The sequence below is a fragment of the Streptomyces sp. NBC_01571 genome, from assembly GCF_026339875.1.
GTDB lineage: Bacteria > Actinomycetota > Actinomycetes > Streptomycetales > Streptomycetaceae > Streptomyces.
Genome location: NZ_JAPEPZ010000001.1, coordinates 1,662,512 through 1,684,114, shown reverse-complemented (window position 1 = coordinate 1,684,114; position 21,603 = coordinate 1,662,512). Strand labels below are relative to the sequence as shown.

The 21,603-nt window shown below is 71.1% G+C and carries 23 protein-coding genes; 12 read left to right on the top strand and 11 right to left on the bottom strand.

From position 1 onward, the window contains the following. Positions 1-239: 239 nt before the first annotated feature. Both OHB41_RS07630 and OHB41_RS07625 read right to left on the bottom strand, forming a co-directional pair. A complete protein-coding gene (locus tag OHB41_RS07630) occupies positions 240-545 on the bottom strand; it encodes a hypothetical protein (protein ID WP_266697188.1) in 306 nt (101 codons plus the stop codon). Positions 546-552: 7 nt separating this feature from the next. After that, positions 553-1,209 (bottom strand): ATP-dependent Clp protease proteolytic subunit, encoded by a 657-nt coding sequence (locus OHB41_RS07625; RefSeq protein WP_266697187.1) that lies wholly within the window; start codon positions 1,207-1,209, stop codon positions 553-555. Positions 1,210-1,472: 263 nt separating this feature from the next. On the opposite strand from OHB41_RS07625, the gene OHB41_RS07620 reads away from it, so the two are divergent. The 8 genes from OHB41_RS07620 to OHB41_RS07585 all read left to right on the top strand — a co-directional run bounded on the left by OHB41_RS07620 (position 1,473) and on the right by OHB41_RS07585 (position 8,836). After that, a complete protein-coding gene (locus OHB41_RS07620; RefSeq protein ID WP_266697186.1) occupies positions 1,473-1,751 on the top strand; it encodes a type II toxin-antitoxin system Phd/YefM family antitoxin in 279 nt (92 codons plus the stop codon). A 638-nt stretch (positions 1,752-2,389) separates the two neighbouring features. Further along, complete coding sequence (locus OHB41_RS07615) at positions 2,390-2,692, top strand: urease subunit gamma (protein WP_266697185.1); 303 nt, start codon at positions 2,390-2,392, stop codon at positions 2,690-2,692. 16 nt (positions 2,693-2,708) lie between these two features. Beyond that, positions 2,709-3,020 (top strand): urease subunit beta, encoded by a 312-nt coding sequence (locus OHB41_RS07610; RefSeq protein WP_266697184.1) that lies wholly within the window; start codon positions 2,709-2,711, stop codon positions 3,018-3,020. Then, positions 3,013-4,734: an urease subunit alpha gene (locus tag OHB41_RS07605; RefSeq protein ID WP_266697183.1), complete on the top strand. Its 1,722-nt coding sequence runs from the start codon at positions 3,013-3,015 to the stop codon at positions 4,732-4,734. Before OHB41_RS07610 ends, OHB41_RS07605 begins: the two co-directional genes overlap by 8 nt. Next, positions 4,734-5,408 (top strand): urease accessory protein UreF, encoded by a 675-nt coding sequence (locus OHB41_RS07600; RefSeq protein ID WP_266697182.1) that lies wholly within the window; start codon positions 4,734-4,736, stop codon positions 5,406-5,408. The genes OHB41_RS07605 and OHB41_RS07600 overlap by 1 nt, the downstream gene beginning before the upstream one ends. 248 nt (positions 5,409-5,656) lie before the next feature. Continuing rightward, positions 5,657-6,340, top strand: a complete 684-nt coding sequence (ureG, locus tag OHB41_RS07595) for an urease accessory protein UreG (RefSeq protein ID WP_266697181.1) — start codon at positions 5,657-5,659, stop codon at positions 6,338-6,340. Continuing rightward, on the top strand, positions 6,337-7,095 hold the full coding sequence (locus tag OHB41_RS07590) for an urease accessory protein UreD (RefSeq protein WP_266697180.1): 759 nt from the start codon (positions 6,337-6,339) through the stop codon (positions 7,093-7,095). Before ureG ends, OHB41_RS07590 begins: the two co-directional genes overlap by 4 nt. A gap of 130 nt (positions 7,096-7,225) precedes the next feature. Beyond that, on the top strand, positions 7,226-8,836 hold the full coding sequence (locus OHB41_RS07585) for an alpha/beta hydrolase (protein WP_266697179.1): 1,611 nt from the start codon (positions 7,226-7,228) through the stop codon (positions 8,834-8,836). 102 nt (positions 8,837-8,938) lie between these two features. Here the strand turns inward: OHB41_RS07585 and OHB41_RS07580 are convergent, their stop codons facing one another. From OHB41_RS07580 to OHB41_RS07565, 4 genes are all read right to left on the bottom strand, one after another. Continuing rightward, positions 8,939-9,664 (bottom strand): lysophospholipid acyltransferase family protein, encoded by a 726-nt coding sequence (locus tag OHB41_RS07580; RefSeq protein ID WP_266697178.1) that lies wholly within the window; start codon positions 9,662-9,664, stop codon positions 8,939-8,941. Between the two features lie 112 nt (positions 9,665-9,776). Next, positions 9,777-11,003: an ornithine--oxo-acid transaminase gene (rocD, locus tag OHB41_RS07575; protein WP_266697177.1), complete on the bottom strand. Its 1,227-nt coding sequence runs from the start codon at positions 11,001-11,003 to the stop codon at positions 9,777-9,779. Next, a complete protein-coding gene (ddaH, locus tag OHB41_RS07570) occupies positions 11,000-11,821 on the bottom strand; it encodes a dimethylargininase (RefSeq protein WP_266697176.1) in 822 nt (273 codons plus the stop codon). The genes rocD and ddaH overlap by 4 nt, the downstream gene beginning before the upstream one ends. 122 nt (positions 11,822-11,943) lie before the next feature. Then, positions 11,944-12,456 carry an Lrp/AsnC family transcriptional regulator gene (locus OHB41_RS07565; RefSeq protein ID WP_266697175.1) on the bottom strand — a complete coding sequence of 171 codons (513 nt, stop codon included), beginning with the start codon at positions 12,454-12,456 and terminating at the stop codon, positions 11,944-11,946. A 77-nt stretch (positions 12,457-12,533) separates the two neighbouring features. On the opposite strand from OHB41_RS07565, the gene OHB41_RS07560 reads away from it, so the two are divergent. From OHB41_RS07560 to OHB41_RS07545, 4 genes are all read left to right on the top strand, one after another. Then, on the top strand, positions 12,534-13,289 hold the full coding sequence (locus OHB41_RS07560; protein ID WP_266697174.1) for a LytR/AlgR family response regulator transcription factor: 756 nt from the start codon (positions 12,534-12,536) through the stop codon (positions 13,287-13,289). 11 nt (positions 13,290-13,300) lie between these two features. Continuing rightward, positions 13,301-13,660, top strand: a complete 360-nt coding sequence (locus tag OHB41_RS07555; protein WP_266697173.1) for a hypothetical protein — start codon at positions 13,301-13,303, stop codon at positions 13,658-13,660. A 142-nt stretch (positions 13,661-13,802) separates the two neighbouring features. After that, a complete protein-coding gene (locus tag OHB41_RS07550; protein WP_266697172.1) occupies positions 13,803-15,545 on the top strand; it encodes a sodium/solute symporter in 1,743 nt (580 codons plus the stop codon). Beyond that, positions 15,542-16,756, top strand: coding sequence for a sensor histidine kinase (locus OHB41_RS07545; RefSeq protein ID WP_266697171.1), 1,215 nt, complete (start codon positions 15,542-15,544; stop codon positions 16,754-16,756). The genes OHB41_RS07550 and OHB41_RS07545 overlap by 4 nt, the downstream gene beginning before the upstream one ends. A gap of 12 nt (positions 16,757-16,768) precedes the next feature. Here the strand turns inward: OHB41_RS07545 and OHB41_RS07540 are convergent, their stop codons facing one another. From OHB41_RS07540 to OHB41_RS07520, 5 genes are all read right to left on the bottom strand, one after another. Beyond that, the gene (locus OHB41_RS07540; protein WP_266697170.1) at positions 16,769-16,927 is read right to left on the bottom strand and encodes a hypothetical protein; all 159 of its coding nucleotides are present in this window, start codon (positions 16,925-16,927) and stop codon (positions 16,769-16,771) included. A gap of 109 nt (positions 16,928-17,036) precedes the next feature. Continuing rightward, positions 17,037-17,990 carry a cytochrome c oxidase assembly protein gene (locus tag OHB41_RS07535; protein ID WP_266697169.1) on the bottom strand — a complete coding sequence of 318 codons (954 nt, stop codon included), beginning with the start codon at positions 17,988-17,990 and terminating at the stop codon, positions 17,037-17,039. A 165-nt stretch (positions 17,991-18,155) separates the two neighbouring features. After that, a complete protein-coding gene (locus OHB41_RS07530; protein ID WP_266697168.1) occupies positions 18,156-19,181 on the bottom strand; it encodes a 6-phosphofructokinase in 1,026 nt (341 codons plus the stop codon). Between the two features lie 289 nt (positions 19,182-19,470). Next, the gene (locus OHB41_RS07525) at positions 19,471-20,199 is read right to left on the bottom strand and encodes a type 1 glutamine amidotransferase (RefSeq protein WP_148008030.1); all 729 of its coding nucleotides are present in this window, start codon (positions 20,197-20,199) and stop codon (positions 19,471-19,473) included. Positions 20,200-20,218: 19 nt separating this feature from the next. Beyond that, positions 20,219-21,457, bottom strand: coding sequence for a MurT ligase domain-containing protein (locus OHB41_RS07520; protein ID WP_266697167.1), 1,239 nt, complete (start codon positions 21,455-21,457; stop codon positions 20,219-20,221). Positions 21,458-21,603 lie beyond the last annotated feature (146 nt).

Genomic DNA, 21,603 nt, shown 5'->3' with positions numbered 1-21,603 from the left:
CACCACTCACCCGTTCGGGTGGACACTCCTCTGTTCGAGGGGTTTTGGGGACGTCGGCAACGCCCTTACCAGCAACGGAACGTTTCATTCCGCCTTTTGGCTACGCGTGTTGCGCAACTTCCGGGGCCACCCGGAAGGACGCGCGTCTACGCCATTGGGGGGTACGCCGACTGGTCCGTTTGAAACCCGGGCCGGGCGCTCCGCAGATCGGCGTGAGCGTCGGCCCGGGCGTGGACGCCTCAACTGCCGGAGTCGGGCGGCAGGGTGACGCGGGCGGCCCGCCGCTCGCCGTCCAGAACTCGCAGGGCCTGCGCCAGGGTCGGCGCGTGCACCTCGCTCTCGCCCCGCTGGTGCATCAGGGCCAGGGCGTCACGCAGCGCGGTCGCCTTGCCGACGAGTGCCTGGGCGGCGCGCAGCCCGCGATAGGTGTCTCCCGGGCGGGCCGGGTTGATACGGCCGACCAGGTCGACCACGTCGAGGTAGCGGTCTATCAGCTCGGCCTCGGCGTGTGTCAGTGCGGGCAGCGGAGGCAGTTCGGGCACCATCGGCGGATCACCTCGCGTCGGGTGTGGCGTTCCCCGCACCGGGCGCGGTGCGCGAGTTCTTGCGGCTCGGGATGATCCCGTCCACCAGCCCGTACGCCAGCGCGGCCTGCGCGTCCAGAATCGTGTCCCGCTCGATGTCGGCGGCGACTTGTTCGGGATTTTGCCCCGTGTGCCGTACGAGCATGTCCTCCAGCAGCTTCCGAGTGCGCGTCAACTCCGCTGCCTGGAGGGCCAGATCGCTCGCCTGCCCCTGGACCGGTCCCGGGAGCGAGGGCTGACGGATCAGCACCCGGGCGCCCGGCAGGGCGAACCGCTTGCCCGGAGTGCCGCCGGCCAGCAGGACGGCGGCGACCGAAGCGGCCTGCCCCAGGCACACGGTCTCCACGTCGCAGGTGACGAACCGCATCGTGTCGTAGATCGCCGTCATCGCGCTGAACGAGCCGCCCGGGGAGTTGACATAGAGCGAGATGTCCCGCTCCGGCGCCAGGTGTTCGAGGTGCATGAACTGGGCCATCACGTCGTTCGCCGACGTGTCGTCGATCGGTGTCCCGAGAAACACGATGCGCTCGTCGAACAGCTTGGAGTACGGGTCGAGGGTCCGGTGTGCCGTGGTCGTGCGCTCGGTGAACTCGGGCAGGACGTGGCGGGCGGACGGTTCGTACATGGCTGGCGCCTCCTCCGGGCGACTCCCCAGTGTGCCGCCCCTTGTAAAAAATGTACAGGACGTACAGATCATGTCGAGGGAATCGGCCGACAGCGAAAAACCCCGCGAAGAAGAGGAGGGAGCTGCTCCGCGAGGGCGGCACCGGCGGTGCGGGCCGGTCGCGCGGGCGGGTGCCGTACGGGGGTGGGGGGTCGCTTTCGGAGGATCCGGCGGAGATCATCCGTTTCGGGAGAGTGCGGGGGGACCGGTCTAAGCTGGTGGGCATGGCCTACGAGATTCCGGTGACGCAAGCCAGGGCTGAGCTCGCCGATCTGATCAACCGGGTGGTGTACGGGGGCGAGCGTGTCGTCGTGACGCGTCACGGGAAGCCTCTCGTCGCCCTCGTCTCCGCCGCCGACCTGGAGCGGCTCGAAGAGCTCCGGGAGTCCGCAGAGGAGCAGGTGGTCAGCTCCCTCTCCAGCGTCCGCGAGGTCACGTCCGCGCCGCGGGAGCGCCAGCGCTTCGGCATCGCCGCGGAGCACCGGGGGCCCAACGTCTCGTAGCGGAAGGGCGATCGGGCACGCCGGCCGACAGCCGACAGCCGACAGCCGCGGGCCGGGCGCCGCGATCTCCCGGCGAGTGCCGCACGCGGTGGGAGGCCCCGGGGCATACCGTGCGTGGCGAAGGACCGGGGGTATGCCGTGCGTGGCGAAGGACCGGGGGTATGCCGTGCGTGGCGAAGGGCCCGAGGGTGTCTCGTGCGTGGTGAAGCCCGGTGCGGCCTGTCGTGCCCGGCGTCGACCCGCGCGAACCGAGGGCGCGCCGTATCGCGAACCGAGGGCGCGCCGTATACGGTCCGGTTCCCGAGGGTGTCCAGGGCGGGCCGCTCCGGCCCCCGAGGCGGCCGGCCGCTCGTCGCGAGGTGAGCCGGAACGCCGGGCGGCACGGCGCCCGCCGTGACCCGGCGTGCCGCTCCGCCGAGGTGCGGGCGGTCCGAGTGAAGATCGTCGGGGTCCACCGGTCACCGGACCCCCGGGCGGGCCCGGGGGCGCCCATCGGGTCGGCACGTGTGGACCACAGGCCGGTTAACGTCCACGAAACGACGGCCAACTAGCGTGCGCATCCATGCCACCAGGGGTTTTGGTGGCTGCGGCCACCGGACCCCGCACGGTCCGGAGCGAGGACTGTGAGGTGGGACGCCGTGCAACTGACCCCGCACGAGCAAGAGAGGCTGCTGATCCACGTGGCCGCCGACGTGGCCGGGAAGCGCCGGGCCCGTGGAGTGAGACTGAACCACCCCGAGGCCGTCGCCCTCATCACGTCGCACATCCTCGAAGGCGCCCGGGACGGCCGCACCGTGGCCGAGCTGATGTCCTCCGGGCGCAAGATCCTCACCCGCGACGACGTCATGGAGGGCATCCCCGAAATGATTCACGACGTCCAGGTCGAGGCGACCTTCCCGGACGGCACCAAACTCGTCACCGTCCACGACCCGATCGTCTGACGGGGGAGCGAGCACCGTGATTCCCGGAGAGATCCTCTTCGCCGAGGGACCCGTCACCTTCAACGAAGGCCGCGAAGTCACCCGGCTGACCGTCCTCAACGCCGCCGACCGACCCGTGCAGGTCGGCTCCCACTATCACTTCGCGGAGGCCAACCCCGGCCTGGAGTTCGACCGCGCCGGCGCCCGCGGCAAGCGGCTCAACGTCGCCGCCGGCACCGCCGTGCGCTTCGAACCCGGGATCCCCGTCGACGTCGAACTCGTACCGCTCGCCGGTGCCCGGGTCGTACCCGGCCTGCGCGGCGAGACCGGAGGTGCCCTCGATGCCTGAGCTCTCGCGCGGCGCGTACGCCGATCTGTTCGGCCCCACCACCGGCGACCGTATCCGGCTCGCCGACACCGACCTGCTCGTCGAGATCGAGGAGGACCGCTCCGGCGGCCCCGGGCTCGCCGGTGACGAGGCCGTGTTCGGCGGCGGCAAGGTCATCCGCGAGTCCATGGGCCAGTCGCGCGCCACGCGCGCGGAGGGCACTCCGGACACGGTCATCACCGGCGCCGTGATCATCGACCACTGGGGGATCGTCAAGGCCGACATCGGCATCCGCGACGGCCGGATCACCGGCATCGGCAAGGCCGGCAACCCCGACACCATGGACGGTGTCCACCCCGACCTCGTCATCGGTCCGGAGACCGAGGTCATCGCGGGCAACGGACGGATCGTCACCGCGGGTGCCATCGACGCGCACGTCCACCTGATCTGCCCCCAGATCGCCGACGAGGCACTCGCCTCCGGCATCACGACCCTGGTGGGCGGTGGCACCGGTCCCGCCGAGGGTTCCAAGGCCACCACCGTCACGCCCGGCCCCTGGCATCTGGCCCGGATGCTGGAGTCGATGGAGGGGTATCCGCTCAACCTCGGGCTGCTCGGCAAGGGCAACACCGTCTCGCACGACGCGATGCTGTCGCAGATCCGCGGTGGCGCCCTCGGACTGAAACTGCACGAGGACTGGGGGTCCACGCCCGCCGTCATCGACGCCGCGCTGACCGTCGCCGACCGCACCGGCATCCAGGTCGCCGTCCACACCGACACGCTGAACGAGGCCGGGTTCGTCGGCGACACGCTCGCCGCGATCGGTGGGCGCGGCATCCACGCGTACCACACGGAGGGCGCCGGCGGCGGGCACGCACCGGACATCATGACGGTGGTCTCCGAGCCGCACGTGCTGCCGAGCTCCACCAACCCGACCCGCCCGTACACCGTCAACACCGCCGAGGAACACCTCGACATGCTGATGGTCTGCCACCACCTCAACGCGGCCGTCCCCGAGGACCTGGCCTTCGCCGAGTCGCGTATCCGGCCGTCCACCATCGGGGCCGAGGACATCCTGCACGACCTGGGGGCGATCTCGATCATCTCCTCCGATTCCCAGGCGATGGGCCGGGTCGGCGAGGTCGTCCTGCGGACCTGGCAGACGGCCCACGTGATGAAGCGGCGGCGCGGGGCCCTGCCGGGCGACGGACGCGCCGACAACCACCGTGTACGTCGCTATGTCGCCAAATACACGATCAACCCGGCGCTCGCGCAGGGCCTCGCCCGCGAGATCGGCTCCGTCGAGACCGGCAAGCTCGCCGACCTCGTGCTGTGGGAGCCCGCGTTCTTCGGCGTCAAGCCGCAACTCGTCATCAAGGGCGGCCAGATCGCGTACGCGCAGATGGGCGACGCCAACGCGTCCATTCCGACACCGCAGCCGATTCTGCCCCGGCCGATGTTCGGGGCGATCGGGCGGGCGCCCGCCGCGAACTCGTTCAACTTCGTCGCACCGCTCGCGATCGAGGACGGGCTGCCGGAACGGCTCTCGCTGAGCAAGAGGTTCATGGCGATCGACTCGACCCGAGGCGTGACCAAGGCCGACATGCGGGAGAACGACGCCCGGCCGCGCGTACGGGTCGATCCCGACAGTTTCGCCGTGCACATCGACGGAGAACTGGTCGAGGCGACCCCGGCTGCGGAACTGCCCATGGCCCAGCGTTACTTCCTCTTCTGATGTCCCGCGCGGCACTTCTCGTCCTGGCGGACGGCCGCTTCCCCGCCGGAGGGCACGCCCACTCCGGCGGCGCCGAGGCGGCGGTCAAGGCGGGGCGGATCACCGGGGCGGCGAGCCTGGAGGATTTCTGCCTGGGGCGGTTGCACACGACGGGGCTGGTGTCCGCCGCCCTCGCCGCGGCGGCGGCGCTCGGCGTCGACCCGGTGGCACTGGACTCGGCCGCGGACGCCCGGACGCCCTCGCCCGCCCTGCGCGGGGCCGCGCGGCGGCTCGGGCGGCAGTTGACGCGGGCGGCACGGGCGGCCTGGCCGTCCGGAGAACTCGACGCGCTGGCCAGGGAGTTCCCCAAGGGTGCCCACCAGCCCGTGGTGCTCGGGGTGGCGGCACGGGGTGCCGGGCTCGGGCCCGAGGACGCCGCGTACTGCTCCGTGTACGAGTGTGTCAGCGGGCCGGCGACGGCGACCGTGCGGTTGCTCAGCCTGGACCCCTTCGACGCCACGGCGGTACTGGCCCGGCTGGCACCGGAGTTGGACCAGGTGGCTCACCAGGCGGCCGAGGCGGCGCGGCGCGTGGTGGTCGAGGGTGTCGACGCGTTGCCCGCGGGGGGTGCTCCGCTGCTGGAGATCAGTGCGGAGGCGCATGCCGCTTGGGCTGTGCGGTTGTTCGCGTCGTAATGGGTTCGGGGTGGGCGTTGCCGTCCGCGTCCCCCGGGGGCTCCGCCCCCGGGTCCCGGACCCCCGGTCGCCCGAAGGGCTCGTCCTCGAACGCCGGGCGGGCTGGGTGTGCGGGCCGGAGCCGGAAGGCCCACGACAAGGGAACCCCCACGCACAGGAGAAGGCCCGAGGCGTCCGGATGGCCCGGGCGCCGGAAGGTTCGAAAACGTCGGAGAATTCGGTCTCGGCCGGGAAACGGAGCCGCAATCATGCATCTCGACCATCGTCACGGTCACGACGGGGCGTCCGCCGTGAGCGCCGACGCCCGGCGTCCCGACGGCTCGCGTCGGGCCCTGCGGATCGGGCTCGGCGGACCCGTGGGATCCGGCAAGACCGCGACCGTCGCGGCGCTCTGCCGGGCCCTGCGCGACGAGTTGTCGCTCGCGGTGGTGACGAACGACATCTACACGCGCGAGGACGCCGAGTTCCTGCTGCGGGAGGCGGTCCTGCCACCCGAGCGGATCACCGCCGTCGAGACGGGGGCCTGCCCGCACACCGCGATCCGGGACGACATCTCGGCGAACCTCGAAGCGGTGGAGGACCTGGAGGACGAGGTCGGGCCGCTGGACCTGATCCTGGTCGAGTCAGGGGGCGACAACCTCACGGCGACGTTCTCCAGAGGGCTGGTCGACGCGCAGACCTTCGTGATCGATGTGGCGGGCGGCGACGACATCCCGCGCAAGGGCGGCCCGGGAGTCACCACCGCCGATCTGCTCGTCGTCAACAAGACCGACCTCGCCCCCTACGTGGGGTCCGACCTGGGGCGGATGGCCGCCGACGCCAAGGCGCAGCGAGCCGAACTTCCCGTCGTCCTGCAGTCGTTGAGGACCGAGGCCGGCGTCACGGCCGTCGCGGACTGGGTGCGGGAACGGCTCGCCGCGTGGACGGCATGACGGCAACGGGCGTGCGGGCCACCGCGCGGATCGGGGCACGCGCCGACGGCCGGGGCGGCACCTCGCTGCCCGTGCTGGACGGCGAGGGACCGATCGCGCCGCGCCGCACCCGGGGACACGGCGACGAGGCACGGGTGATGCTCGTCGGCGCGATGAGCGGCCCGCTCGGCAACGACCGTTTCGCCGTGGAGGCGACCGTCGGCGAAGGAGCATGCCTGCACGTCGGTTCGGCCGCCGCGACCATCGCCCTCCCGGGGCAGGCCAAGGGTGAGGCTCGCTACGACGTACGGCTGCGCGTCGCCTCCGGAGGCGAACTGCGGTGGCTCCCGGAGCAGTTGATCTCGGCGAACGGGAGTGACCTTCACGTCGCCTCGGAAATCGACCTGGAGCGCGGCGCGCGACTCGTGTTCCGTGAGGAGCAGGTACTCGGGCGTGCGGGAGAGCAACCGGGGCGGCTCACCAGCCGTCTTACCCTGCGGCTCGGCGGACGGACGCTGCTGGACCAGGAGTTGGCGTGCGGCCCCGGTGCGCCGGGCGGCTGGGACGGGCCGGCAGTCCTTGGGGGCCACCGTGCCCTCGGACAACTTCTCGTCGTGCGGCCGGAGTTCGCGGAGCAGATGCCGTCGGCGCGGTTGCTGGGGGAGTGCGTGGCCGTCCATCCGCTGGCCGGACCGGCTGTTCTGGTGAGCGCGCTGGCGCCGGATGCGCTCAAACTGAGGCGGGTTCTGGACGACGCGTTGGTGTCGTTCGGCTGAGTATCCGCTCAACGGGGCGCTGCACACCGCTTATCGGATTAGTAAAGAAGCCCGGTCACCCCTGTTCTCAGGGACCTCACAGCCGAAAGGATCCCCGTACCAATCGCAACGATGTACGGGGAGGTCCCACTTGAGGTCCAAGAGACCGACGAAGCGGGTGACGGCGCTCGGTTCGGCCGGCGTGCTCGTCACGGCGACCCTGATAGCCGGAGCCGTGGCGGCCCCGTCGGCCACCGCCGACTCACGTCAGGGCCGGAGCCATGGGCAGAGCCGCGAGCAGCGCGGTGCCGCGGTCGCCGCGGACCGGGCCGCCAAGGCGGGGATCGACTGGCAGGAGTGCCCGGCCGACTGGGGCTTCGTGAAGCCCATCCAGTGCGGCTGGGTCAGCGTTCCGCTGGACTACGCCCACCCGAACGGCAAGAAGCTCAAGCTCGCCGTTGACCGCATCGCGAGCACCGGGACGAAGGCCGAGCGTCAGGGCGCCCTCGTCTACAACCCGGGCGGCCCCGGCGGCTCCGGCATGCGCTTCCCGACCCGGGTCACCGGCAAGAACCCGCTCTGGACCAACACCGCGAAGGCCTACGACTTCGTGGGCTTCGACCCGCGCGGTGTCGGCCACTCGGCACCCATCTCCTGCATCGACCCGCAGGAGTTCGTGAAGGCGCCCAAGGCCGACCCGGTCCCGGGCTCCGAGGCCGACAAGCGCGCCCAGCGCAAGCTCGCCGCCGAGTACGCGGACGGCTGCGCCGAGCGCAGCGGCAAGGCCGTCCTGCAGCAGATGACCACGCCCAACACCGCCCGCGACCTGGATGTCATCCGCGCCGCACTCGGTGAGAAGAAGCTCAACTACCTGGGCGTCTCGTACGGCACCTACCTCGGCGCCGTCTACGGCACGCTCTTCCCGGGGCACGTCCGCCGCATGATCGTGGACAGCGTCGTCAACCCGGCGCGGGAGAACATCTGGTACGAGGCCAACCTGGGCCAGGACGTGGCCTTCGAGGGCCGCTGGAAGGACTGGGAGGACTGGGTCGCGAAGAACGACGCGGCCTTCCACCTCGGCGACACCCGCGCCAAGGTGCAGGACCAGTGGCTGAAGCTGCGCGCCGCGGCGAAGAAGAGCCCGCTGGGCGGGGTCGTCGGACCCGCCGAGCTGATCTCCTTCTTCCAGAGCGCCCCGTACTACGACTCCTCGTGGGTACCGGTCGCGTCGGTGTTCAGCAAGTACGTCGCCGGTGACACCCAGGCGCTGGTGGACGCCGCGGCTCCGGACCTGTCCGACACCGCGGGCAACATCAGCTCGGAGAACGGCAACGCGGTCTACACCGCGGTCGAGTGCACCGACGCCAAGTGGCCCACCAGCTGGAACAAGTGGGACAAGGACAACACGCGGCTCAACAAGGACTACCCGTTCATGACGTGGGCCAACGCGTGGATGAACCTGCCGTGTGCCACCTGGCCGGTCAAGCAGCAGACCCCGGTCGAGGTCAGGACCGGCAAGGGGCTGCCGGCCGTCCTGATCGTGCAGTCCACGCGTGACGCCGCCACCCCCTACCCGGGCGCGGTCGAACTGCACAAGCGCTTCAAGGGCTCCCGTCTCATCACCGAGAACGGCGCGGGCTCGCACGGTGTGACCGGCCTGGTCAACCCGTGCATCAACACGCGGGTGGACACCTACCTGCTCACCGGCAGGACGGACAAGGCCGATGTGACGTGCGCGCCGCACGCCACGCCGGCGCCGTAACACACCGCACACGAAGGGGCGGCCGGTCCTCCGGCCGCCCCTTTCGCGTCGGTGGCGCGTCGGTGGCGCTCCCACCCGCGTCCCACCGGTCCCACCGGACCGTCAGCTCAGCGGCATCCGCGGGAACCTGCGCGCCTTGTCCGCGCTCTCGGCGGCCGCCTCGGCCTTGACGTCGGCCGCGTACCGGTCGACGTACTCCTGCCCGGAGAGGGCGAGGATGGCGTACATGATCTCGTCGGTGACGGCACGCAGGATGACCTTCTCGTTCTCCATACCGGCGTAGCGGGAGAAGTCGAGGGGCTCGCCGAAGCGGATCACCACGGGGTGGAGGTTCGGGATCTTCTGGCCCGGCGGCTGCGCCTCGAAGGTGCCGATCATCGCGCAGGGGACGACCGGCACCCGGGCCTTGAGGGCCATGGCCGCGACGCCGACCTTCCCCTTGTAGAGGCGCCCGTCGTGCGAGCGGGTGCCCTCCGGGTAGATGCCGAGCAGCTGGCCCTGGCGCAGCACACCGAGCCCCTCCCGGATCGCGGCCTGTCCCGCCTCCTTGCCGGAGCGGTCCACCGGGATCTGCCCGGCGCTGCGGAAGAACGCGGCTGTCAGACGGCCCTTGATGCCCGGCCCGGTGAAGTACTCCGCCTTCGCGAGGAAGGTGATCCGCCGCTTGAGGATCGCGGGCATCAGGAAGTGGTCCGAGAAGGACAGGTGGTTGCCCGCCACGATGGCGCCCCCCGACGGCGGTATGTGCTCAAGGCCCTCGATCCGAGGCCGGAACACCAGCCTCAACAGCGGACCCAGAAGCACATGTTTGAGCACGTAATAAAACACCTGAGGCGCTCCTCTGTTCCTCCGGGTCCTCCCCGGGGAGCGATCAGTTTAGGCGTGCCCGTCGCCGGGGGTAACCGTTCGGGTATCACTCTCTGTGGCCCCGTGGCCGGTATCAGACCCCTTGCGTCACCACCTTCTCCAGGGCCGCGAGAGCGGAGCGGAGTTCGTCGGCGGTGATGGTCAGCGGCGGGGCCAGCCGGATGGTCGAACCGTGGGTGTCCTTGACCAGGATCCCCTCGCGCATGAGGCCCTCGCTGATCTCGCGGCCCGTCCCGATGGCCGGGTCGATGTCGACGCCCGCCCACAGCCCGCGCGAGCGGAAGCCGTCCACTCCTCTGCCCACGAGCCCCTTGAGGCCGCCTTCCAGGACCATGCCCAGCTCGGCCGCCCGGCGCTGGAACTCACCCGTCTCCAGCAGCTCGACGACCGCCGAGCCGACCGCCGCGGCGAGCGGGTTGCCGCCGAACGTGGAGCCGTGCTCACCGGGCCGCAGTACGCCGAGCACGTCGCGGCGCGCCACCACCGCCGAGACCGGCACGATGCCGCCGCCGAGCGCCTTGCCGAGCAGCAGCATGTCCGGGACGACGCCCTCGTGGTCGACGGCGAGGGTGGTGCCCGTCCGCCCCAGACCCGACTGGATCTCGTCCGCGACGAACAGACAGCCGGCCCGGCTGGTCAGCTCGCGCACCCCGGCGAGATAGCCGTCGTCGGGGATGACGACGCCCGCCTCGCCCTGGATGGGCTCGATCAGCACGGCCGCGGTCGTCTCGTCGACGGCCGCTTCGAGCGCCGCGAGATCGTTGTACGGAACGATCCGGAAGCCCGGGGTGAAGGGGCCGAAGCCGCTCCGGGCCGTCTCGTCCGTGGAGAAGCTGACGATCGTGGTCGTACGGCCGTGGAAGTTGTCCGCGGCCACGACGATCGTGGCCTGGTCCGGGGCGACGCCCTTCACCTCGTACGCCCACTTGCGGGCGACCTTGACGGCGCTCTCCACCGCCTCGGCGCCGGTGTTCATCGGCAGGACCATGTCGAGACCCGTCAGCCCGGCCAGGGACGCGGCGAAGTGGGCCAGCTGGTCGTTGTGGAAGGCGCGGGAGGTCAGGGTGAGCCGGTCGAGCTGGCGGTGCGCCGCCTCGATCAGCACGGGGTTGCGGTGGCCGAAGTTGAGGGCCGAGTAACCCGCCAGCATGTCGAGGTAGCGGCGGCCCTCGACGTCCTCGACCCAGGTGCCCTCGGCGCGGGCGACGACGACGGGGAGCGGGTGGTAGTTGTGCGCGAGGACCGGGGCCTCGGCGCGGATCAGTTCGGCGGAGGTACGCGTACGGGCGGGAGCGGTCATGAGCGGATCTCCTGGGTGCAGCACTTGATGCCGCCGCCGGCCTTGTGGAACTCGGAGAGGTCGACGGGGACGGGGACGTAGCCGTGCCGGGCGAGCTGGTCGGCGAGGGCCTCGGCACGTGGCGAGATGAAGACGTGACGGCCGTCGGAGACGGAGTTCAGACCGAAGGTCATCGCGTCCTCGCGGGTCGCGACCACCGCGTCCGGGAAGAGCCGTGCCAGCACCTCGCGGCTGCCGGGCGAGAACGCCTCCGGGTAGTAGGCGATGTTCGCCCGCGGCCCCTCCTCCAGAACGAACAGGGCCGTGTCCAGATGGTAGAAGCGCGCGTCCACCAGCTGGAGGGTGATCACCGGGACACCGAAGAACTCCTGGACCTCGCGGTGTGCCTCCGGGGTCGTACGGAAGCCGGTGCCCGCCAGGAGGTAGCGGCCCACCGGGACGAGGTCGCCCTCGCCCTCACACACGGATTCGGGACGGTAGACGTCGAAGCCGGCGGCCTTGAACCAGGTCTCGTAGGCGATGGACTCCGGGCGGCGCTGGGGCGCGTGGAAGAGCGAACCGAAGACACGGCCCGCGAGGACGAGCGCGGAGTTCGCCGCGAACACCATGTCGGGGAGATCCGCCACCGGCTCCACGGTGTCCACGGTGTGCCCATGGGCACGATAGGCGCTGATCAGCGCCTTCCACTGGCCATGGGCCAGATCGACGTCCACCCGGGTGTCGGGGTGCATCCAGGGGTTGATCGCGTACTGCACGGCGAAGTGTCTGGGTTCGCAGACGAGGAAGCGCCGGGGACGCGGCACACGGCTGTCAGGCACAGAGAGGTTCCTCCGCTTCCTGCGGTGTTGACGGGGGTGCCTCAAAGGTAGGAAACGGGGGATACGGGCGACAAGCGAGGAGAGCTGCGTGTGTACGCAGTATCGCTGCGCAATTGCGGTGGTCAGCGCACGTTTGATGCGTCCTGGGCCTCTTCCGGGGCGGCATGGGTCGCGCCCGCCTCGGGGGCCTCCGGCAGCAGATGGGACAGCACCATGTAGCTGATCGTCTTCCGGATGAAGGGTTCGGTGCGGATCCGCTCCAAGACCTCCTCGAAGTGGTCCACATCGGTGGCACGCACATGCAGCAGCGCGTCGGCGCCCCCGGTCACGGTCATGGCGGCGGTGATCTCCGGATGGTTGCGCACCACCTCCGCGAGCCGCCGGGGCGGCGCAGCGCCCTCGCAGTACACCTCGACATACGCCTCCGTGCGCCAGCCGAGCGCCGTCGGCTTCACCGTCGCCGTGAACCCGGTGATCACGCCGGTCTCGCGGAGCCGGTCCACACGCCGCTTGACGGCGGTCGCCGACAGCCCGATCGCCGCGCCGATCTCGGCGAAGCTCGTCCGGGCATTGGCCATCAGGGCTGTGATGATCTTGCGGTCGAGTTCGTCGAACATCCCGGACTTGCTGTTCATGGCGGCACTGTATCCAGCGGGAACGTCCATGCCCCGCACATGTCCAGACGTACGATTCGCTCTTACACTCCACTTCCATGCTGCGCGTGCTCGCCGTCGACGACGAACAACCGTCCCTGGAGGAGCTTCTCTATCTCCTCAACGCCGATCCCCGGGTCGCCGGCGCCGAGGGCGCGAGCGACTCGACCGAGGCGCTGCGCCGGATCAACCGGGCCCTCGCCTTGGGACCCGACGGGCCCGAGGCGATCGACGTCGTCTTCCTCGACATCCACATGCCCGGACTCGACGGACTCGACCTGGCCCGGCTGCTCACCGGATTCGCCCATCCGCCGCTCGTCGTCTTCGTCACGGCGCACGAGGGCTTCGCGGTCCAGGCCTTTGACCTCAAGGCCGTCGACTACGTGCTGAAGCCGGTGCGCCGGGAGCGGCTCGCGGAGGCCGTCCGGCGGGCGGACCAACTCCGGCGCACCGCACCGCTGATCCCCGTCCACGAACCCGACCCGGACCACATCTCCGTCGAACTCGGCGGGGTGACACGCTTCGTGGCCGTGGAGGACATCACCCACGTCGAGGCGCACGGCGACTACGCGCGCCTGCACACCGCGCAGGGCAGCCACCTGGTCCGCATACCGCTGTCCACCCTGGAGGAACGCTGGCGGTCCCGCGGCTTCGTCCGCATCCACCGGCGCCACCTCGTCGCCCTGCGCCACATAGGCGAACTCCGCCTGGACGCGGGTACGGTGAGTGTTCTCGTGGACTCCGTCGAACTCCAGGTCAGCCGTCGGCACACGCGCGAACTGCGTGACCTGCTGATGCGCCGGACCACCAGCTGAGAGGGAACGGCGTGCCGCAGGATCCGACCGAACGCCGCGTGGTCGTCACCGGAGCGCCCCGGCGCACCCGCAGGACGTCCGGCTACTACCGGCCCAGGACCGAGATCGACGAACAGACCACGCTCGGCCACACCTACGTCCGTTCGCTGATGCGCAGTCAACTCCGCGTCGCTCTAGTGGTGTTCGCCGTCCTGGTCCTCCTGGTCGGACCGCTGCCCCTGGTCTTCGCCGCGATCCCGGACGGCGCCGGCCTGGAATGGGCCGTGCTCGGGTTCTGCGTCTACCCGCCCCTGGTCCTGCTGGCCCGCTGGTACGTGCGCCGCGCGGAGCGCAACGAGAGGGACTTCGTGCGTCTGGTCGAGGACCGTTGAAGAACTGGACCACCGACGTGCGGCGAGGACCGTCGAAGGCCGGCGAAGCACGGTCGCGGACCGTCGAGGGGCGTGGCGTGAGGGGATTCGCGGGACGCGCGACGACGGCTCCCGGTGATCGTGGCGCGAGAGGTCCCGCCCGGTGAACCAGAACTACGCCGTGCCCGCCGTCGCCCTCGTCGTCGTCGCGACCGTCCTGGTCGGGGCGTTCGGCCTGCGCATATCCCGGACCACCTCCGACTTCTACGTCGCCTCGCGCACCGTCGGCCCACGGCTGAACGCGGCCGCGATCAGCGGGGAGTACCTCTCCGCCGCCTCCTTCCTCGGCATCGCGGGCCTGGTGCTCGTCCAGGGCCCCGACATGCTCTGGTACCCCGTCGGATACACGGCGGGCTACCTGGTACTCCTCCTGTTCGTCGCGGCCCCGCTGCGCCGCTCCGGGGCCTACACACTGCCCGACTTCGCCGAGGCGCGGCTCGGCTCCCAGGCGGTCCGACGGCTCGCCGGGGCCTTCGTCGTCGGCGTGGGCTGGCTCTACCTGCTGCCCCAGCTCCAGGGCGCGGGACTCACGCTGGCGGTACTGACCGACGCGCCCGGCTGGTTCGGCGGTGTGCTCGTCGCGGTCGTCGTGGTCGCCACGGTCGCGGCCGGCGGCATGCGCAGCATCACCTTCGTCCAGGCCTTCCAGTACTGGCTGAAGCTCACCGCCCTGCTGGTCCCGGCGATCTTCCTGGTCCTCGCCTGGCAGAGCGACGGCGCCCCGCGCGACGCCTTCGACGAACCGGCGGCCTTCCGCGCGCAGCGGGTCGTCCGTATCGACGGCACCCTCGACCTGAAACTGTCGGACCCACTGGCCGTCACCGCGACGGGAACCGTGGACGGCCACCACTACCGGAGCGAGCGGGTCCGGCTCCCGGCCGGCGTCCACCGCATCGCGCGCGGCACCCGGCTGACCTTCCAGAAGGGGGACCCGGTACCGGCCGCCGACCGCGCCGACAACGGCGGCATGTCGACCTCGCTCGCGGCCGGCCGCGAGGAACGCCCCCTCTACGCCACCTACGGACTGATCCTCGCCACCTTCCTCGGCACCATGGGACTCCCGCACGTGGTCGTCCGCTTCTACACCAGCCCGCACGGAGTCGCCGCCCGCCGCACCACCGTCGCCGTCCTCGGCCTGATCGGCGCCTTCTACCTCCTGCCGCCCGTCTACGGGGCGCTGGGCCGGCTGTACGCCCCCGAACTCAGCCTCACCGGGAACGCGGACGCCGCCGTGCTGCTGCTCCCGGACCGGGTGATCGGGGGACTCGGCGCGGACCTCCTGGGCGCGCTGGTGGCGGGCGGCGCCTTCGCGGCGTTCCTGTCCACCGCGTCCGGACTGACCATGGCGGTGGCCGGGGTCCTCACCCAGGACGTACTGCCCTCGCGCGGCGTGCGCCACTTCAGGCTCGGCACCGTGCTCGCCATGGCGGTGCCACTCGCCGCCAGCGTGATCGTGGGCGGACTGCCGGTCGCCGACGCCGTGGGACTCGCCTTCGCCGTGTCCGCCTCCTCCTTCTGCCCCCTGCTCGTCCTCGGCATCTGGTGGCGACGGCTGACACCGCCGGGCGCGGGCGCGGGCATGCTCGTCGGCGGCGGCGCGGCCTTCGTGGCGGTCGCCGCGACCATGGCGGGCTACCCGCGCTCCGGAGCGCTGCACGCGCTGCTCGCCTGGCCCGCGCTCTGGTCGGTTCCCCTCGGATTCCTCACCATGATCCTGGTGTCGCTGGCGACGCCCGGCCGGGTACCGGCGGGCACGGCGGCCATCCTGGCCCGGTTCCACCTTCCCGAGGAACTGTCCGACGGCCAGGTGCGCGCGGCCGCCCACACGAAGGAGGCCGAGGCGTGAGCGGATTCCTGGCCGGATTGTGCGTGGCCGTGCTCCCCCTGCTCGCCGCCGGGTTCTGGCTCGGCAGGCGGACCGCGCGGCCCGAGAACCTCGGCGGACTCGGCACCCCCGTCGAGCACGCCACCTTCGAGACCCTGCACACCGCCTCGCTCGCCGCACCCCCGCTGCGCGCGGGCCTCACCGGCGAGACCGCCCGCAGGTCCGCGCGCCGGCTGCGCACCCTGCTCGGCACCGACGCGCTCTGCCTCACCGACCAGGACACCGTCCTGGCCTGGGACGGCGCGGGGGAGCACCACCGCACCGAGATCATGGACCGGCTCGGCGGCCCGCTGGAGACCGGCCGCGGTGAGGCCTTCCGGCTCCGGTGCGACGAGCCGGACTGCGCGCTGCGCTGGGCCGTGGTCGCGCCGCTGACCGTGGACGACCGGGTGCACGGAGCGCTCGTGGCCTGCGCGCCCCGCGAGTCCGCCGTGCTCGTCCGGGCCGCCGGCGAGGTCGCCCGCTGGGTCTCGGTGCAACTGGAACTCGCCGACCTCGACCGGTCCCGTACCCGCCTGATCGAGGCCGAGATCAAGGCCCTGCGCGCCCAGATCTCCCCGCACTTCATCTTCAACTCGCTCGCGGTGATCGCCTCGTTCGTCCGCACCGATCCGGAGCGTGCCCGCGAACTGCTGCTGGAGTTCGCGGACTTCACGCGCTACTCGTTCCGCAGGCACGGCGACTTCACCACCCTCGCCGACGAGCTGCACGCCATCGACCACTACCTGGCGCTCGTGCGGGCCCGCTTCGGGGACCGGCTCTCGGTGACCCTGCAGATCGCGCCCGAGGTGCTGCCGGTCGCGCTGCCCTTCCTCTGTCTCCAGCCCCTGGTGGAGAACGCCGTCAAACACGGCCTGGAGGGCAAGACCGGCAAGTCGAACAAGAGCCACATCAGCATCACCGCGCAGGACGCGGGCGCCGAGGCGCTGGTCGTCATCGAGGACAACGGCACCGGGATGGACCCCGAACGGCTGCGCCGCATCCTCACCGGCGAGGTCAGCCCCTCGGACGGCATCGGTCTGTCCAACGTCGACGACCGGCTGCGGCAGGTCTACGGGGACGACTACGGCCTCGTCATCGAGACCGCCGTCGGGGCGGGGATGAGGATCACGGCCCGGCTGCCCAAGTACCAGCCGGGCGTGCACTCGGCGGGACGGCTGCCCCGGCAGTGAGCGCGACGCCCGTCACGCTCCGCGGGCGGCGACCATCGCGATCATGATCAGGCCGAGCACCACCCAGCCGAACCACAGCCAGCCGTTGCTGCCGAGCGCGACCGTATAGGCCGTCACGACAACCAGCCCACCGACGGTGAGCACCCCCATGGTCTTCGTCGAACCGGGCATCGCGGCACACCCTTCTCCCGGCGGGTCCGCTACGCGGGCCGTGGCCTGCGGCCATTTTCACCCGGCGGGAGACGGTTCGCCAGGGCTGGTTCAGTGGTCGGAAGGTGATTCAGTGACTGCGGGCGTTGAGCGAGGCCAGATAGGCGTTGTACGCCTCGAGTTCCTTGTCGCCGTCGCGGTCCGCCGCCCGGTCCGTGCGGCGGGCCTGCCGCTGCTCGGAGCCGTACCACTGGAAGAGCAGCGCGAGCAGCACGAGGACGGAGGGGATCTCGCTGAAGGCCCAGGCGATGCCGCCCGCCGCGTTCTGGTCGGTGAGCGCGTCGATGGCGAGCGAGGCGGGCGGGTTCTTGTACGTGTCGACCATCGGCGTGGACGCCATCATCAGCGCGATACCGAAGAACGCGTGGAACGGCATGCCGGCGAACAGTTCCAGCATCCGCATCAGGTAGCCCGGCCGGTGCGGTCCGGGGTCCACGCCCATGATCGGCCAGAAGAAGACCAGGCCGACGGCGAGGAAGTGGCACATCATCAGGGTGTGCCCCGACTTCGATCCCATCAGGAAGTCGAAGAGAGGGGAGAAGTACAGGCCGTAGAGGCTCGCGATGAACAGCGGGATCGTGAACGCGGGGTGCGTGATGATCCTCATGTAACGGCTGTGCAGGAACATCAGCAGCAGTTCACGCGGCCCCTTGGTGCCCCGCCTGGCCGCCACCGGAAGGGCCCGCAGCGCGAGCGTGATCGGTGCCCCGAGCAGGATCAGGATGGGCGACAGCATGCTGATCACCATGTGCTGCACCATGTGCACGCTGAACATGACCATGCCGTAGTCGTTCAGCCTCGTGCACATCATCAGCAGCACGGTCAGCACACCGACGACGAACGAGACGGTCCGTCCCGCCGACCACTTGTCACCGCGGCGGACGAGCCGCACCACCCCCCAGCCGTACAGCCCGAGCCCCACCAGGCAGGCGATGAGGAAGAACGGGTCCGCGGACCATTCGAGCCCCCGCCCCAGCGTGAACGGCGGCAGATCCATGGTCATGCCGTGCCCGCTGTGTTCCATCCGCCGGCTCCTGATTAGTACGGGTTGTGCTGTCTGTCCGCACCAGAGTAGAACCGGCCCCGGTCGCCGCTATGGCCGGGGTCGGCATCCGCGCCCCGGCAGGGGGCGCGGGGAACCGGCGGACAAGGCACCACGAACCCGCGGCCGGACGGGCGCCTCAGGGTCTCAGAGCACGCACTCCGCTTCGGCGTACCGCTCGTCGGGCACGGTCTTCAGCGTCTCCACCGCCTCCGCGAGGGACACCATCACGATGTCGGTCCCGCGCAGCGCGGTCATCATGCCGAACTCACCCCGGTGCGCCGCCTCCACGGCGTGCCAGCCGAAACGCGTCGCGAGCACGCGGTCGTACGCGGTCGGCGTCCCGCCGCGCTGCACGTGTCCGAGGATCACCGGACGGGCCTCCTTGCCGAGGCGCTCCTCCAGTTCGAGCGAGAGCTGCCGGGCGATGCCGGCGAAGCGCTCGTGCCCGTAGACGTCCTTCACACCCTCGTCGAACGGCATCGTGCCCGCGCGCGGCTTGGCGCCCTCGGCGGCCACGACGATCGCGAACCGCTTGCCCGCCTCGAACCGCTCGCCCACCTTGGCCGCCAGCTCCTCGATGTCGAAGGGGCGCTCCGGTACGACGATGGCGTGCGCGCCGGCCGCCATGCCGGAGTGCAGCGCGATCCAGCCGGTGTGGCGGCCCATGACCTCCACGATCAGCACCCGCTGGTGGGACTCGGCGGTGGTCTTCAGCCGGTCCAGGGCCTCGGTCGCGACGCCGACGGCCGTGTCGAAGCCGAAGGTCACGTCCGTGACGGCGATGTCGTTGTCGATGGTCTTCGGCACGCCGACGATCGGCAGACCGCGGTCCGAGAGCAGCCGGGCCGCCTTCAGGGTGCCCTCGCCGCCGATCGGGATGATGGCGTCGAGGCCGAGCTCCTCGACATGGCCCCTGGCCCGCTCCACGCCGTCACGCAGATGCGCGGGCTGGACCCGGGAGGAGCCGAGCATCGTGCCGCCGCGGGCCAGGATGCCGCTCACCGCGTCGAGGTCGAGCTTCAGGTAGTCGCACTCCAGAAGCCCCTTCCAGCCGTCCCGGAAGCCGATGACCTCGTCGCCGTGGTCGACGACGGCGCGGTGCACGACGGACCGGATGACGGCGTTCAGGCCGGGGCAGTCGCCGCCGGACGTGAGGACACCAATGCGCATAGCCCGAAATACCTTCTCAACGTGGGCCGGGGACCGGACCACGTTGTCCGGCTGGAATCCCGATCACCCTACCGGCGGGACGGGGTCGTGCCGTAGCAGGCGTCCGCCTGGTGGACTCGGCCGCACAAGTGAGCGGACAAGCTGTCAGGCGGGCTCTCGTGCACACCGTGCCGCAAACACCTTGGGCGCGCTTGAGGTATGCCTCAAGCGCGCCCTGTGGACGTCGTGCCCGGACCGCCGGTGCACCGGTCACGCGGTGGCGTGCGCGTCCCGGTGGTGGCGTGTCGGCTCAGGCCGGCTGCTGGGCGGCGGCGATGCGCTCGCCCCGAAGCGCCTCGTACCAGCGGTCGTCGATCGGCGGCAGCGCGTTCACGTCGAGCGCCAGCTTCAGCAGCAGGTCGGCGATCTGCGGGTTACGGGCGAGCACGGGACCGTGCATGTACGTACCGAAGACCGTGTCGTTGTACGCGCCTTCGGTGCCGTCGCCCGTGCCGTTGCCCTTGCCGAGCCGCACCTGCGCGAACGGGCGCGCGGTGGGACCGAGGTGGGTGACGCCCTGGTGGTTCTCGAAACCGGTCAGCTGCGGCAGGCCCAGGCGCGGGTCGATGTCTCCGAGCACGTCACCGACGCACCGCTCTCCCTCGCCGCGCGTCGAGACCACGTCGAGCAGGCCGAGGCCCGGCTCGCGCTGCCCGAGGTCGTTGATGAACTCGTGGCCGAGGATCTGGTAGCCGGCGCACACCGAGAACACGATCGCGCCGTTGCCGACCGCGCGGTGCAGGCCTCCGTCGCGGCGCAGGCGCTCCGCGGCGAGGCGCTGCGGCCGGTCCTCGCCGCCACCGATCAGGTAGATGTCGCCGGAGGTGGGGATCGGCTGGTCGCTGCGCACGTCGAGGCGGGCGACGTCGAGTCCGCGCTGGCGGGCCCGGCGTTCCACGACGAGCGCGTTGCCCTGGTCACCGTAGGTGCTCAGCAGGTCCGGGTAGATCCACACCAGACGCAGGCTGTTGTCACTCATTCTCTTCGTCCTCCGTGGCTCAGTTGCCGACACGACGCCTCAAATCCTGGAACGCGGTGTAGTTCGCGATGACCTCGATGCGGCCGGGCGGCGCGAGCTGCACGGCCTGGTCGAGGGTCTCGCAGACCTGGAAGGACTGGTTCGCGACCTCGAGGCGCACCGCGAGGTCGAGCTTTCGATCACCGAGGACGAAGATCGGGTGCCCGGTCAGCCGGGTGTAGTCGACGTCCCACAGCCAGGACGTGTCTGTGCCGTCGGCTCCCCGGGCGTTCACGGACAGGATGACCGGGGTGGGCGGCGGGTCGATCAGGGAGAACGTCTCCAGCCAGCCCGCGGGGTTCTTGGCGAGCAGCAGACGCAGGTCGCGCTGCATGAACTGCACCACGTCGTAGCGTCCGGCCACCGCCTGCACCTGGTACATGCGCTCCAGGGCGACCTGCGGGGGCACCCCGAAGACGGCGGCGACGGCGGCCGACGAGGCGGCGTTCGCCTTGTTGGCGCGGCCGGGCAGCTGGAGGTGGATCGGCCAGGCGGAGCCGTGCGGGTCGAGCACGTGGTCGCCGGAGAGCGCCCAGGTCGGCGTCGGGCGGCGGAAACCGCAGTCGCCGCAGAACCAGTCGTCGCCGGGGCGCTGCATCACACCGCCGCAGGACGGGCAGGACCAGGCGTCGTCCTTCCACATCTGACCGGCCGCCACCCACATGACGTTCGGCGAGGAGGAGGCGGCCCACACGACCAGGGGGTCGTCGGCGTTGGCGACCACGACGGCCTTGGAGCCGGCCAGTCCCTCGCGCCAGTGCTCGGCCATCATCCGGGTCTCGGCGGCGCGGTCGAGCTGGTCGCGGGAGAGGTTGAGCAGCGCGATGCACTTCGGGTCGGTGTCGCGCGCCACACCGGAGAGGTACTTCTCGTCGACCTCGATGACCGCGAACTTGGCGTCCGAGCCGCCGGCCAGTGCCGAGGTGATGCCCGCGGGCATGTTGGCGCCGAGCGCGTTGGACACGACCGGGCCCGCGGCGCGCAGCGCCTCCGCGATCAGCCGGGTGGTCGTGGTCTTGCCGTTGGTCGCCGACACCAGGATCACGTCCAGGTGCGTGGCGAGCCTGGCCAGCAGGTCGGGGTCGAGCTTGAGTGCCACCCGGCCGCCGATCACCGATCCGCTGCCGCGTCCGGCGGCCCGCGAGACGGCCGCCGCCGCCTTGCCCGCCGTCACGGCCAGCTTGGCCCGCGGCGTCAGCGGGTCCGAGTTGCCTGACATCGTTTCTCGATCCTCCTTGCGTACGCGCCGCGCCTCTGCCCCCGGCACCGTGTGGGCCTCAGCCTATCGAGATCCACTCACGTGCCCGAATCGCGGCACCACGACGGTGCCCGCGCGACGTTCGCGCGCCAGTAAGGACCGTACCC